Source organism: uncultured Cellulomonas sp., assembly GCF_947494015.1.
Classification (GTDB): domain Bacteria; phylum Actinomycetota; class Actinomycetes; order Actinomycetales; family Cellulomonadaceae; genus Pengzhenrongella.
Genome location: NZ_CANLTL010000002.1, coordinates 101617 through 114651, shown reverse-complemented (window position 1 = coordinate 114651; position 13035 = coordinate 101617). Strand labels below are relative to the sequence as shown.

The following is a 13035-nucleotide window of genomic DNA, read 5'->3' as shown; positions in this document are numbered from 1 at the left end:
GGACCGGACCCCGGCGGCCACGCCCCCCGGAGGGACGGTCGTGCTCAGCCCTCCGCCGGCGGCGGTCCCGACGACTCCCGCACGCGCAGCGACGGACTGATCACCACCCGGTGCGCGGGCCGCTCGGGGTCGGCCAGCCGCGCCGCCAGCAGGGAGACTGCGGCCCGTCCGATGGACAGCCGGGGCGGGCGCACCGCGGTGAGCTGGGGACTGAACAGGCCCGCGACCTCGTCGTCGTAGGCCACCACGGACAGGTCGGCCGGCACGGACAGCCCGCGCTGCTCGCAGCGCTGCACGAACGCCATCGCCTCGGTGTCCGCGTGGACGAGGAGCCCGGTGGTGCCCGTGCTCAGGCACCGGTCGAGCGCCGCGTCCAGCGCCGCGTCGAAGTCCGCCGACCTCAGGTTCGGCACCACGACGTCGACCGTGGTGGCGGCGTCGGCCCCCGACTCGCCGATCGCCTCCAGCCACCCGCGCCGCACGTGCGGACCGGTCGGGCTGTGCTCGCTCAGGACGAGGCCGACCTTGCGGTGCCCCAGCGAGGCCAGGTGGCGTACCGCCATGGCGGCCCCCAGCGCGTGGTCGGACACGACCGACTCCACGGCGGCGTGGTGCAGGCCCACCGTGGCGGACCGCTCGACCAGGACGACGGGCACCCCGGTGGACACCAGCCACGCCATCGTCTCGGGTGCGTTGGGCACGTCCATCCGCGGGGCGATGACCAGGCCGTCGACCGCGGCCTGCTCGACCAGCCGCGCCAGCTGGGGACGGTCGTCGTGCGTCTCGTACGACGACCCGCGCAGGACCAGCCGCATCCCGTGGGCGGTCGCCTCCTCCTGCGCGCCGCGCACCACGCCGGGCCAGTAGTAGTCCAGCGAGGGGACCAGCATCCCGACCGGGCGCAGCGCGACCTCGCCGCCGGGGGCCGCCCTCGGGACCCCGGCCGGCGGGGCGGCGTCCGGCGCGGCCCCGTCCTGCGGGCGGTCGTCCGCCGTCACGAGGGTGGCGCCGCCGTGGACCCGGCGGACCAGGCCCTCGTTGGCCAGCTGGGCGATGTCGCGCCGCACCGTCACGGGCGTGACCCCGAGCACGTCCGTCAGCTCGGAGACCCGCACCGTGCCCTGCCGCTGGAGCTCCTCGAGCAGCTGGGCGCGGCGGGTCACCGGCAGCGGGCCGCGCGCGTCGATCGTGCTCATCGGATCTCCCCCACGGTCATGGTCAGGCTGCCCGTCGGTGCGTCGCCGACGTCGATCACGAGGCGGGTGAGGCGCTCGCCCCAGACCTCGCCGAGCATAGGGTCGTCCAGCCGCCGGATCTCCAGGTGCGCGCCGCGGGCGGTGCCCGCCCACGTCAGCGCGACGGTCCCGGCCCCCGCGAGCGCGGTCACCACGGCACGCCGGCCGTCCAGCACGACGTCCCCCGCGAGCAGCACGTGCACGCAGGACGACGGCGCCGGGGTCGGGTCGGGGGCGAGGTCCCAGCGGTCCTCGATGGTCACGGCGCCCGACGTGCGGTCCAGCCCCGCGGTCCGCCACCAGTGCCGCACGTCCGGCCGGTCGTAGGCGCCCGCGAGGTCCAGGTGGAGCGCCGCCCGGGCGCCGGTGACCTCGGCGACGGTGTGCCGGGCACCGAACCGGCGGCCCGGCGACTGGCCCGTGCCGCGCACGGTCGGCACGGTGTGCCACTGGCTCTGCATGGTCCACAGCTCGTACCGGTCGGGCCCGAAGGTCTGCGCGGTGTAGGTGGGCCGGCCGGCGTCGACGACGACCGGGACGCCGCCGAGCGCCACCACGACGCTGCCCACGTCGTTGTGGTTGTGGTGCTCGCCGTTGTGGCCGCCCTTGACGGCCAGCGTCAGGCCGTGGGTGCTGCCCTCGGTGGCGCGTGCCACGAGCACCTCGGTCGACGGCAGCCACGTGTCACGGGGGAGCGGGGAGCCGGCCGCGGGGTCCGCCGCCGACCACGCCCGGTCGGTCAGGGAGCGCAATAGCCGGCCCAGGCCCTCCCGCTCGGTCGCGACCGGCCCGCCGGGCACGCGGTGCGCCGCGGCGTGCCGGCGCGCGTCCTGGTCGCCCGCCTCCTGGGCGGCGCGGTGCAGCGCGTGCCAGGGCTGGTCCGACGGCGGCCGGGCCTGCCCGTCGGCCAGGTTGAGGTACCAGTCCGCGCCCAGGTGCATCCGGTGCGGGAACGCGACGGTCGCGCGCAGGGCCGGGACACGGGACGCGATCCGGTGCCCGCTCGCGTGGCCCAGCACGTCGAGCGCCTCCAGTGCGCGGCACGCACCGTTCCACCAGTACGCGTACCCCTCGTCGACCGCGCCGTCGTCGGGCAGCACCGCGACGTAGCGGTCGAGGCCCTCGACCACGAGTCGGACGACGTCCGCACGCTCGGAGTCGTCCGCCAGCAGCCCGAGGGCGGCGACCAGGACGTTGCCGTGGATCCACGGGTTCCAGTTGTGGACGTCGCCGTCGAGCCCGAGCCAGTGCCAGTCGCGACGGCGGACGAACGGCTCGAGCACCCGGACCCTGGCCTCGTGGCGCACGCGCCGGCGCAGGCCGGGGTAGCGGTCGTCGAGCCGGGCCCCGAGCAGGTGGTCCACCCACGCGAGCTGGGCGACGACCTCCCCGGCGCCGAGGTCGACGAACGGGTCGGTCACGGTCGGCACCACGGACCCGTGCCGGCGGCGGGTGTCGTCGTGGGCGGCCCAGCACCAGGTGCTCTGCTCGCACAGGAGCGTCACGCCGTCGGCGACGTCGTCGAGCCACGCCGGGTCGAGGGTGGAGGCCGCCGCCACCGCGGCCCGGGTGAGCCGCTGCTGCCGCGCGGCGACCGTGCCCTCGTACTCGAGGCGGTCGCCGTCACGGAAGAACCGCGCGAAGGCGTGGGCGGTGGGCTGCGGCCACGGCGTCCCGCGCTCGGCCCCGGCCCGCGCCAGCAGCTCGTGCCGGGTGGGGATGTCAGCGGTCCCGGCTGCGAGGTCCCAGACCGAGCGGTCCTCGGCGGTCGGCACGGGCAGCCCACCCGTGAGCGGCGCCGACGCCGGGTCGTGCCCGGCCGCCGTCACGGCCGCGTGCCAGGCGCGGGTGAGCGGACCGTCGAACGCAGGGGAAGTCGTCATGTCTCCTCGTCGAGCCGGATCCGCCTGTCGTGATCGATATTGATCGTAACAGTTCGGTTAGCCTCTTGACATCGGTCGGTGGCGCGAGTTGACTCCACGACAGCCACGAACGATCACGGCAATCGCAATGCTGCGGACGGATTCGATCACTGTCGCTCAGTCCGCGAGTGGGTCGTTCGGCACGACGTCGACGGGGAAGGCAGGAGCGGCCCCCGACGGGCTCACCGAGGTGCCCGCGACGGACACAGCACAGCTCAGACACCGATCCGGTCCGCCGGACCGACCCGGGCCCGACGGCGGGCCCCAGTCCTACAAGGAGCAGAACATGAAGCGCTCGATCGTCGGTGGCCTGAGCGTCGCCGCACTCGTCTCGCTGACCCTGACGGCCTGCGGCGGCGACGACACCGGGACGGACCCGGCCGCCGGTGGCGGCGGGGGCTCGGACGAGCCGGTCACGATCTCGTTGGCGGGGTGGAGCCTGTCCACGACGCCGGAGTTCCAGGTGCTCGCCGACGCGTTCCACGAGCAGAACCCGGACGTCACGGTGGAGGTCAACGAGTACGACGCCACCAACTACGACACGCAGATGATCGCGGACCTCGCCGCGGGGTCGGCGCCGGACATGTACGTGCTCAAGAACCTGCTGAACTTCTTCACCTACCAGGACGGCGGCCAGCTCATGGACGTCTCCGACGTCGCCGGCTCGCTGGACGAGAACACCAACGGCCTGGACGCCTACGAGGTGGACGGCACGACCTACGCCGTCCCGTACCGGCAGGACTCCTGGTACGTCTACTACAACAAGGACCTGTTCACGGCGGCCGGCGTCGAGGAGCCCGGCGAGTGCTGGACCTGGGACGAGTACGCGCAGAAGGCCAAGGACCTGACGACAGCGCTCGCGGCCACGGGGTCGGACGCCAAGGGCACCTACCAGCACACCTGGCAGTCGACCGTGCAGGGCTTCGCCAACGCCCAGAGCCCGGACGCCGACATCCTGGGCGGCGAGTACGACTACCTCGCGCCGTACTACGAGCGCTCGCTGGACCTGCAGGACAGCGGCGCCCAGATCGACTACGGCACCGTGAGCACGAACAGCCTCACCTACCAGTCGCAGTTCGGGACCCAGAAGGCCGCCATGATGCCGATGGGCAGCTGGTACGTGGCCACCCTGCTCGCCCAGCAGGAGAGCGGCGACGCGGACACCTTCGCCTGGGGGATCGCCCCGGCGCCGCAGCTCGAGTGCACCGGGGACGACCCGGTCACCTTCGGCGACCCGACCGGCATCGGCATCAACCCGGCGATCGACGAGGACGAGCAGGCCGCGGCCAAGGAGTTCCTGTCGTTCATCGGCAGCGAGGAGGCGGCGCAGGCGCTGGCCTCGATCGGCATCACCCCGGCCTACTCCAGCGACGCCGTCACCGAGGCGTACTTCGGCATCGAGGGCGTGCCCACCGACGAGCTGTCGAAGTACGCGTTCGGGACGCACGACACCCGTCCGGAGAACCCGGTCTCGGAGCACACCGCCGCCGTCCAGGGAGCCCTGGGCGATGCGCACTCGGCGATCATGTCCGGCAGCTCGAGCGTCGAGGACGGGCTGGCCGCCGCGGAGTCCGAGGCGACGAGCGAGCTCGGCTGACCATCCACGGTCACCGACCGGCGCGGGGTCCGGCGTGCGACGCATCGCCCGCCGGACCCCACCCACGACTGGAGACACGCATGGCCACCACGCTCGAGGCCAGACGCCCGGGTAGCCGCCTCAAGCGGCGCAACACCCTCCTGGGGCTGTCCTTCATCCTGCCCAACTTCCTGGGGTTCGCGACGCTGACGCTGGTCCCGGTGATCGTGCTGTTCTACCTGTCGTTCACCGACTGGAACGCGTTCGGGTCGGCGGGCTGGGTCGGCGTCGAGAACTTCCGCGAGATGCTCGGCGACGCCCGGTTCTGGACGTCGCTGCGCAACACGCTGTACTACTCGGCGCTGCACATCCCGCTGACGTTCGCGGTGTCGCTCGGCCTCGCGCTGCTGCTCAACCGCAAGCTGCGCGGCGTCGCGTTCTTCCGGACGGCGGCGTTCTTCCCCTACGTGACGTCGATCGTCGCGATCGCGTTCGTGTGGAACGCGCTCTACAGCCCCGACGTCGGCCCGATCAACCACCTGCTGAGGACCATCGGGATCGACGACCCGCCCGGCTGGACGACGTCGGCGGACTGGTCGATGCCGGCCGTCGTCCTGGTCAGCGTGTGGCGCGACATGGGCTACTACATGCTGCTGTTCCTGGCCGGTCTGCAGACCATCCCGACGGAGCTGTACGAGGCCGCCCGGATGGACGCCGCCAACGCCTGGCAGCGGTTCTGGAACGTCACCCTGCCGTGCCTGCGTCCCACGACGTTCTTCGTCACCGTGATGCTCACGATCGGCAGCTTCAAGGTCTTCGACATCATCCTCGTGATGACCAACGGTGGCCCGGGGACCTCGACGCTCGTGCTGTCCCAGTACATCTACGACCAGGGCTTCGTCGAGAACGACTTCGGGTACGCCTCGAGCGTGTCCGTGGTGCTGTTCCTGATCTGCATCTCGGTCACCGTCGTGCAGTTCGTCGTGAACAAGAGAAGGGCTCTGTAGTGACCACCACGTCCGCCAACGCCCAGGCCGTCACGCGGGGCAAGGCGCTGGGCGGTGCGAGCGGCGGGCCGGTGCGCGAGCGACGCGCACCCCGGCGGCCGGTGAGCACCGTCGGGCGGGTCCTCGGGTACCTCGTGCTCGTGGTCGCCGCCGCCGCCGTGCTGCTGCCCTTCTTCTGGATGGTGACGTCGTCGCTGAAGACGAACAACGCCGTCTTCACGATCCCGATCCAGTGGCTGCCCGAGGACGCCCGGTGGCAGAACTACCTCGAGATCTGGCGCAAGTCCGACATGGGCACGTGGATCAAGAACACGATGCTGCTGTCCGCGGTGATCACCGCGCTGCAGCTGTTCACCGGGAGCTTCGCGGCGTACGGATTCTCCAAGGTGCGCTTCCCGGGCCGCGACGTGCTGTTCCTGGTCTACGTCGGGACCATCGCCGTGCCGTGGCAGGCGTACATGATCCCGCAGTTCATCCTCATGTCGAAGCTGGGGCTGTCCAACACGCTGTGGGCGATCGTCGCCCTGCAGGCGTTCAGCGCGTTCGGCGTGTTCCTCATGAAGCAGTTCTACGAGACCATCCCCGGCGAGCTCAGCGAGGCCGCCCGGGTCGACGGGCTCACCGAGTACGGCATCTACCGGCGGATCATGCTGCCGCTGTCGGTCCCGGCGCTCGCCAGCCTGGCCCTGCTCACCTTCGTGTTCGTCTGGAACGACTACCTCGGCCCGCTCATCTACCTGCGCAGCCCCGAGCTGTGGACGATCCAGATCGGCCTGAAGAGCTTCATCGGCCAGTACAACGCCGAGTACGCGCTGATCATGACGGGGTCGGTGCTGTCCGTGCTGCCGATCGCGATCATCTTCCTGCTCGGGCAGCGGTACTTCATCCAGGGCATCGCCACGAGCGGGATGAAGGGGTGAGCGTTGTGCGCGTCAGCCACGAGACGTACGACGGGGTGTTCGGCACCGCCTACGTGATCCTCATGACGAACCTGCTGCTCGCCGTCGCGTGCCTGCCGGTCGTGGTCCTGGTGGTCACGACGGACCCGGCGACCACCTGGCCGCTGCTCGCGCTGCTGGCTCCGGGGTGCGCGCCGGCGCTCGTCGGTGCCTTCACGGTGTTCGCGGCCTTCTCCTCGGACGGCACGACGAGCGTCGTGCGCACCTTCGCCCGGGCGTGGCGCGGCCGGTTGCGGGCGTCCCTGGCGGTCGGGGCACTGGCGACGGCTGCCGTCGTCGTCCTCGGGGTGGACGTGCGCGCGGTGTGGGGCAGCCGCCTCGGGGCCGTGGCCATCCCCGTCTTCGTCGTGCTCGCGGCGCTCGCCGCGGCCACCGCCACGCTCGCCCTGGTCGGCCTGGTCGAGCGCACCGACCTGCGGCTGCGCGACCTGCTGCGGGCGGCGCTGTACCTGGCCGTGCGCCGGTGGTACCTGTCCGGGGCGTCGCTGGTCGTGCTCGGGCTGCTGGTCACGATGGTCGGCAGCCGTCCGGCGCTCGGTCTCGGGCTCGCCGCGGCACCGCTGCTCTACGTGGTCTGGGCCAACAGCCGGTTCGCCCTGCGGCCGGTGCTGGCCGTCGGGACCGGCGAGCCCGTCGCCGCCTGACCCCGCGACCTCTGTCTCCGCCCGTCCGACACCGACCCACGCCCGGCGGCCCGACCGCCGGCCGCCCGGCGCGTGCCCACCCGACCCGGTGTGCACACGCTCCCACCCTGAGAGGAACGGCTGCCGTGACCCACGACGTCGTCGCGCCCGCGGGCGACGGGATCGCCCTGCGCGAGGACTTCGCGCCGTGGTCCTTCGCCCAGCTCGCCACACCGGCGGCCCGCCAGGACATGGCCGCGCACCTCGACGAGCTGCGCGCCCGCGGCCACGCCGTCGGGGACGGGTGCGTCGTCTCCCGGCTGGCCGCCGTCCACCCCGACACGCTGACGCTCGGCGACCGGAGCACCGTCGCGGCCCACGCGCACCTGACCGGGGACCTGCGGATCGGTGCCGACTGCTCGGTCAACGTCGGGACGGCGGTGCGGGGGCGCGTCACGATCGGCGATGGCGTCCGCATCGGCAGCCACAGCAGCCTGCTGGGCTTCGACCACGGGTTCGCCGACACCGCGACGCCCATCCGTGAGCAGCCGCTCACCTCCGTCGGGGTCACCGTGGGCGACGACGTCTGGATCGGCAGCCACGTCGTCGTGCTCGACGGCGTCCACGTGGGGGACCACGCCGTCGTCGGTGCGGGCGCGGTCGTGACCCGCGACGTGCCCGCGTGGGCGGTCGCGGTCGGCAACCCGGCCCGGGTCATGCGGGACCGGCGCAGGACCGCTGCCGCGCCCAGCGAGGACCAGGCGATCGCCGGCCGGCTGCGCGACCTCGGCGCCCGGGCCCGCGCCGACGTCGTCGGGCTGCTCGCCCGCGGCCTGGACGAGCGCACCGGACGGTGGGTCGACCGGCCCGGGGAGCCGGCGACCGTCCGGGCGCACTGCGACGCCGTCGAGATCGCCGACCTGCTCACCGGGCAGCCGCCCGCCCCGTGGTCACGGGCGGAGCATGTCGCCGCACTCGGTGCGCTGCAGTCCCGCACCGACGGGATGGTCCCCGAGCTGGCGGGCCGCACCGAGGCAGCTCCCACGGTCGAGCCCACGGTCGAGCCCGGCCCGTTCGCGGACGACGCGTCGTCGTACCACGTGCTCGCGGTCGGCTACGCCCTGGACCTGCTCGGCGCGCCGTGGCCGGTCCCGTTGGCCCCGGTCGCCGACCTCACCCCCGACGCCGTCGTGCGGACCCTGGCGTCGCTCGACCTGGACCGCGACGCGTGGGGTGCCGGGCACCGGGTCGACGCGATCGGCACCGCGCTGACCTGGGAGCTGCGGGCCGGCCGCCCCGTGCCGCGCGGCGCCGTCGAGGCCCTGCTCGGCTGGCTGCTCGTGCACCGCGACCCGGCCACCGGGCTGTGGGGCCGGCCCGGCGCGGACGGCCTGCGGCTGCCGGTGAACGGGTTCTACCGGACGGTCCGCGGCACGTTCGCGCAGTGGGGAGTGGCGCTGCCCGACCACCGGGTCGTGGTGGACGCGCTGCTGCGGCACTCAGCCGACCCGCGCGTCTACGGACCGGGCCGGGCGTCGGCGTGCGACGTGCTGGACCTGGTGCACCCCCTGTGGTGGCTCACGCAGCACGACCGCGGGTACCGGTGGCCCGAGATCCAGGCGGTCGCCCGCGACCACGCCGTCCGCATCGTCGACCGCTGGGCGGACGGCGGCGGCTTCGCCTTCACGACGTCCGCGCTGCCCGGCCCCGACCACCCGGACGGCGTCGGCCTGCAGGGCACCGAGATGTGGCTCGCGACCCTCTGGTACGCGGCCGACCTGCTCGACCTGTCCGGCGAGCTCGGCTTCCGGCCACGCGGGGTGCACCGTCCCGGGCCGGCGATCGACCCCGTCGCCGCAGCAGCGACCGACCCGACCCTGGGAGGCGCTCGTGGACGCCGCTGACCCGCACGGTGCGACCCGCACCGCCGACCGCACCACCGACCGCACCGCCGACCGCACCACCGACCGCACTACCGACCGCGCTGCCCCCCGCGCCGAGGCGCTGCTGGTGATGGACGCCGCCACCTACGCGCTGCAGTTCGGCGCCGAGCAGCTGCAGCGGCTCGGCGGCCTGGTCCGGCTCGGCGACCCGGTGTGGGTCGACGAGCTCGACTCACCGGCCGCCCGCGACCGCCTCGCCCGCACGGACGTGCTGATCACCTCCTGGGGGGCGCCCGGGCTCACGGTGGAGCGGCTGGACGCGGCTCCGCGCCTGCGGGCCGTGCTGCACTGCGCCGGCAGCGTGCGTGGCCTGGTGGGGGACGAGGTGTGGCGGCGCGGGATCGCCGTCAGCAGCGCCGCCGAGGAGAACGCGGTGCCGGTCGCCGAGTACACGCTGGCCGCGATCATCATGGCCGGCAAGAAGGCGCCGTTCCTGGCCGCCCGAGCCCGCCACGAGCGGGACGGGTGGGCGGCCGGCCTCGTCCGCCGCGACCTGTCGAACCGCGGCCGCACGATCGGCGTCGTCGGGTTCAGCCGGATCGGACGACGCGTGGTGGAGCTGCTGCGGATCCTGGACACCGCCGCGGTGCTGGTCAGCGACCCGTACGCCGACCCGGCCGAGGTCGCGGCGGCCGGTGGGGTGCTGGTGCCGCTGGACGACGTCCTGCGCCGCAGCGACATCCTGTCCCTGCACGCGCCGGCGCTCGCCGAGACCCGGCACATGATCGGCGGCCGCGAGCTCGCGCTGCTGCCGGACGGCGCGACCGTCGTCAACACCGCGCGAGGGTCCCTGGTCGACCACGACGCGCTGCTGCGCGAGTGCGGGTCGGGACGGCTGCACGCGATCCTCGACGTCACCGAGCCCGAGCCGCTGCCGGCCACCTCGCCCCTGCTGGACCTGCCCAACGTCATGATCACCCCCCACATCGCCGGCTCGCTCGGCGCGGAGACCCGGCGCATGAGCGACCACGCGATCGACGAGCTCGAGAACGTCCTGCAGGGGCGGGCGCTGTCCACCCCGGTCACCCCCGACGCGTTCACGGTCAGCGCATGAGCCGGCCCCTGACCGGCGCGCGCACCGGCACCCGCCTGTCCCCGCTGACCGGCTGGGAGCGGGGCGACTGGGCGGCGCTCGCCGACCGGATGCTGGCCGCCGTGCGCCCGTTCGCCTCGCCGGGGCACGCGCTGCTCACGCTGCCCGGGCCGACCGGCGGCTACGGGGCCGCGGTCGACGGCCTGGAGGGCTTCGCCCGGACGTTCCTGCTGGCCGGCTTCCGGCTGGCGGGCGAGGGCGGCGCCGACCCCGGCCACCTCGCGGAGTGGTACGCCGCCGGGCTGAGCGCCGGGACCGACCCCGCGGCGCCGGACCGGTGGGTGCGGCTCGAGGAGCACGCGCAGGCCAAGGTGGAGGCGGCGTCGATCGCGCTGATCCTCGACCTGACCCGGCCGTGGCTGTGGGACGGGCTGGACCCGGTGGTGCAGGAGCGGGTGGTGGACTACCTCGCGGCCGCGGTCGGCGACGACACCTACCCGCGCATCAACTGGGTGTGGTTCCGGCTGGTCGTGCAGACGTTCCTGCGCTCGGTGGGCGGCCCGCACCAGCTCGACGAGATGCGGGCGGACCTGACCACGCACGACTCCTTCGTCCGCGCGGACGGCTGGCTGGCCGACGGCGACGAGCGCTCCTACGACCACTACGCCGGCTGGGCCCTGCACCTGTACCCGGTGCTGTGGTCCCGGATGGCGGGCGCCGCCGACCTCGCCCCCGAGCGTCGCGACGTCGACGTCGCGCGGCTGGACCGGTACCTGCAGGACGCCGTCGAGCTGGTCGGCGCCGACGGGTCGCCGCTGCTGCAGGGGCGCAGCCTCGTCTACCGGTTCGCCGCCGCGGCGCCGTTCTGGGCCGGGGCCATGGCCGGCGTGCCGTCGGTACCGCCCGGCCAGCTGCGCCGCGCGGCGTCCGGCGTCGTGCGGCACTTCGCCGACCGCGGCGCGCCCGACGAGCGCGGGCTGCTCACCCTCGGCTGGCACCACGAGTGGCCCCGGCTGGCGCAGTCCTACTCGGGGACGGGGTCCCCGTACTGGGCGAGCAAGGGGATGCTCGGCCTCGCGCTGCCCGCCGACCACCCGGTGTGGACGGCCGTCGAGGAGCCGCTGCCGCTGGAGACCGGTGACCGGCTCCGGGTGGTCCGGGCCGCCGGTTGGGTCGTCGCCGGGACGCGGGACGACGGCGTCGTGCGCGTCGTCAACCACGGCACCGACCACGCCGTCCCGGGGGCGGCGGGCGGCGACTCGCCGCTGTACGCCCGGCTCGGCTACTCCACCGCGACCTCGCCCCTGCTCGACGACGCCGCCTGGACCGACCCGCTGGACCAGTCGGTGGTCCTCCTGGACGACGCCGGCCGCGCGAGCCACCGCACCGGCATGCAGGTGCTCGACGTCGCCCCGGTCGGCGACCGTACGGACGGCGTCGGTCCCCGCGCCGTCGGCGTCGCCGCGTCGCGGGCGCGCGCGCACTGGCTGGCCGCGGACGAGTCCGGGCGTCGTCACGGCTCCGGTCTGCCCGGGGTGCCCACCGACGCCGGCGTCCTCACCACGGTGTCGGTGGTCCGCGGGGCATGGGAGGTCCGCCTCGTCCACGCCGGGACGGCGGCCGCCGCCGCGCGGTCGCTGCGGATCGGCGGCTGGCCGCTGGCCGGCACCACCGCGCCCGACGAGGACGTGGCCGGGTCCACCGCCGTGGTCCGCACGCCCGACCTGATCTCGGTCGTGACCGGCCGGGCCGGGCTCGACCGCGCGGGCGTCACCCGGTCGACCGACGCCTCACCGCTGGGCGCGGTCGCGGGCACCCCGTGGGTGGCCGGACCGGTGCCGACCGACGCCTGGGCGGTCGCCGTGGTCGGCCTGTCCGGACCGGGCGCCGAGCGGCCGGTGGGGGACCGCGGCGCCGAGCCGCGGGTCGACGTCGCGACGGCCGGCGCGCCCCGGGCGACGGTCGTGTGGGCCGACGGCGCCCACACCGAGGTGCTGCTCCCGGTCGGCGGTGACCGTGCCTGACGCCGCCCTGGTGCTGGTCGGCCGCGGCCGGTACCAGGACCCGTGGCACGACGACGCCGCGACCGCGCACGCGGTGATCGGCGCGCTGGCGGGCACGCTGGACCAGCGCGGCGTGCCGGTGCGGGTGCGGGGCACGTCCCGCGACGCGCTCGGGGGCGCCGGACCGACCGACCTCGCCCTCGTCGTGGTCTGCGCCGGGCGCGGTCGCGCGGACCCGGACTGGGACGGCGACGACACCTCGTGGCGGCCGTTCCACGACACCCTGGCCGGGCTCGTCGCCGCCGGCGTGCCGCTGCTGGCGCTGCACCAGGCGGCCAACACGTTCGCCGACTCCCCGCACTGGGCGCAGCTGCTCGGGGGACGCTGGGTGGTCGGGACGTCGAGGCACCCGCCGATCGGACCGGCGACGTTCCGGGTCGTCGACTCCGGACACCCGGCGACGTCGGGGCTGACCGACGTCGAGGCGTACGACGAGCGCTACTGCGACCTGGAGGTGGCGCCGAGCAGTCGGGTCCTGGCCGCGACCGAGCACGAGGGTCGGCAGCACCCGGTCGCCTGGGTCTCGGCCGGCGGACCGCGGGTCGTCTACGACGGACTGGGGCACGACGTCCGCTCCTACGCGAGCCCGTCGCGGCGAGAGCTGCTGCGCCGCGAGGTGGACTGGCTGCTGGGCGGGTCGGCGGCGTCGTCGACCGTGGGCTGACCCGCGCCGC

General features: G+C 74.6%; 10 protein-coding genes. 8 read left to right on the top strand and 2 right to left on the bottom strand.

Annotation, left to right across the window (positions count from 1 at the left end; translation table 11 throughout):
* Nucleotides 1–44 precede the first annotated feature (44 nt).
* On the bottom strand, nt 45–1196 hold the full coding sequence (locus Q0840_RS02390) for a substrate-binding domain-containing protein (protein WP_298455797.1): 1152 nt from the start codon (nt 1194–1196) through the stop codon (nt 45–47).
* Nucleotides 1193–3118: a heparinase II/III family protein gene (locus Q0840_RS02385; RefSeq protein ID WP_298455795.1), complete on the bottom strand. Its 1926-nt coding sequence runs from the start codon at nt 3116–3118 to the stop codon at nt 1193–1195. Before Q0840_RS02385 ends, Q0840_RS02390 begins: the two co-directional genes overlap by 4 nt.
* 325 nt (nt 3119–3443) lie before the next feature.
* On the opposite strand from Q0840_RS02385, the gene Q0840_RS02380 reads away from it, so the two are divergent.
* The 8 genes from Q0840_RS02380 to Q0840_RS02345 all read left to right on the top strand — a co-directional run bounded on the left by Q0840_RS02380 (nt 3444) and on the right by Q0840_RS02345 (nt 13025).
* Nucleotides 3444–4754: an ABC transporter substrate-binding protein gene (locus Q0840_RS02380; protein WP_298455793.1), complete on the top strand. Its 1311-nt coding sequence runs from the start codon at nt 3444–3446 to the stop codon at nt 4752–4754.
* An 80-nt stretch (nt 4755–4834) separates the two neighbouring features.
* Nucleotides 4835–5740: a carbohydrate ABC transporter permease gene (locus tag Q0840_RS02375; protein ID WP_298455790.1), complete on the top strand. Its 906-nt coding sequence runs from the start codon at nt 4835–4837 to the stop codon at nt 5738–5740.
* Complete coding sequence (locus tag Q0840_RS02370) at nt 5740–6660, top strand: carbohydrate ABC transporter permease (protein ID WP_367183058.1); 921 nt, start codon at nt 5740–5742, stop codon at nt 6658–6660. Before Q0840_RS02375 ends, Q0840_RS02370 begins: the two co-directional genes overlap by 1 nt.
* The gene (locus Q0840_RS02365) at nt 6657–7343 is read left to right on the top strand and encodes a ferredoxin-NADPH reductase (RefSeq protein ID WP_298455788.1); all 687 of its coding nucleotides are present in this window, start codon (nt 6657–6659) and stop codon (nt 7341–7343) included. The genes Q0840_RS02370 and Q0840_RS02365 overlap by 4 nt, the downstream gene beginning before the upstream one ends.
* Nucleotides 7344–7468: 125 nt before the next feature.
* Entirely contained in the window at nt 7469–9226 is a 1758-nt protein-coding gene (locus Q0840_RS02360; protein ID WP_298455785.1) for a DapH/DapD/GlmU-related protein, read from the top strand.
* Entirely contained in the window at nt 9213–10319 is a 1107-nt protein-coding gene (locus Q0840_RS02355) for a hydroxyacid dehydrogenase (protein ID WP_298455782.1), read from the top strand. The genes Q0840_RS02360 and Q0840_RS02355 overlap by 14 nt, the downstream gene beginning before the upstream one ends.
* On the top strand, nt 10316–12322 hold the full coding sequence (locus Q0840_RS02350; RefSeq protein ID WP_298455779.1) for a DUF2264 domain-containing protein: 2007 nt from the start codon (nt 10316–10318) through the stop codon (nt 12320–12322). The genes Q0840_RS02355 and Q0840_RS02350 overlap by 4 nt, the downstream gene beginning before the upstream one ends.
* Nucleotides 12315–13025 (top strand): ThuA domain-containing protein, encoded by a 711-nt coding sequence (locus tag Q0840_RS02345; protein ID WP_298455776.1) that lies wholly within the window; start codon nt 12315–12317, stop codon nt 13023–13025. Before Q0840_RS02350 ends, Q0840_RS02345 begins: the two co-directional genes overlap by 8 nt.
* Nucleotides 13026–13035: the final 10 nt, after the last annotated feature.

Coding starts and splice junctions, on each gene's coding strand:
- Q0840_RS02390 (WP_298455797.1), bottom strand. CDS start 1,196: ATGAGCACGATCGACGCGCGCGGCCCGCTGCCGGTGACCCGCCGCGCC.
- Q0840_RS02385 (WP_298455795.1), bottom strand. CDS start 3,118: ATGACGACTTCCCCTGCGTTCGACGGTCCGCTCACCCGCGCCTGGCAC.
- Q0840_RS02380 (WP_298455793.1), top strand. CDS start 3,444: ATGAAGCGCTCGATCGTCGGTGGCCTGAGCGTCGCCGCACTCGTCTCG.
- Q0840_RS02375 (WP_298455790.1), top strand. CDS start 4,835: ATGGCCACCACGCTCGAGGCCAGACGCCCGGGTAGCCGCCTCAAGCGG.
- Q0840_RS02350 (WP_298455779.1), top strand. CDS start 10,316: ATGAGCCGGCCCCTGACCGGCGCGCGCACCGGCACCCGCCTGTCCCCG.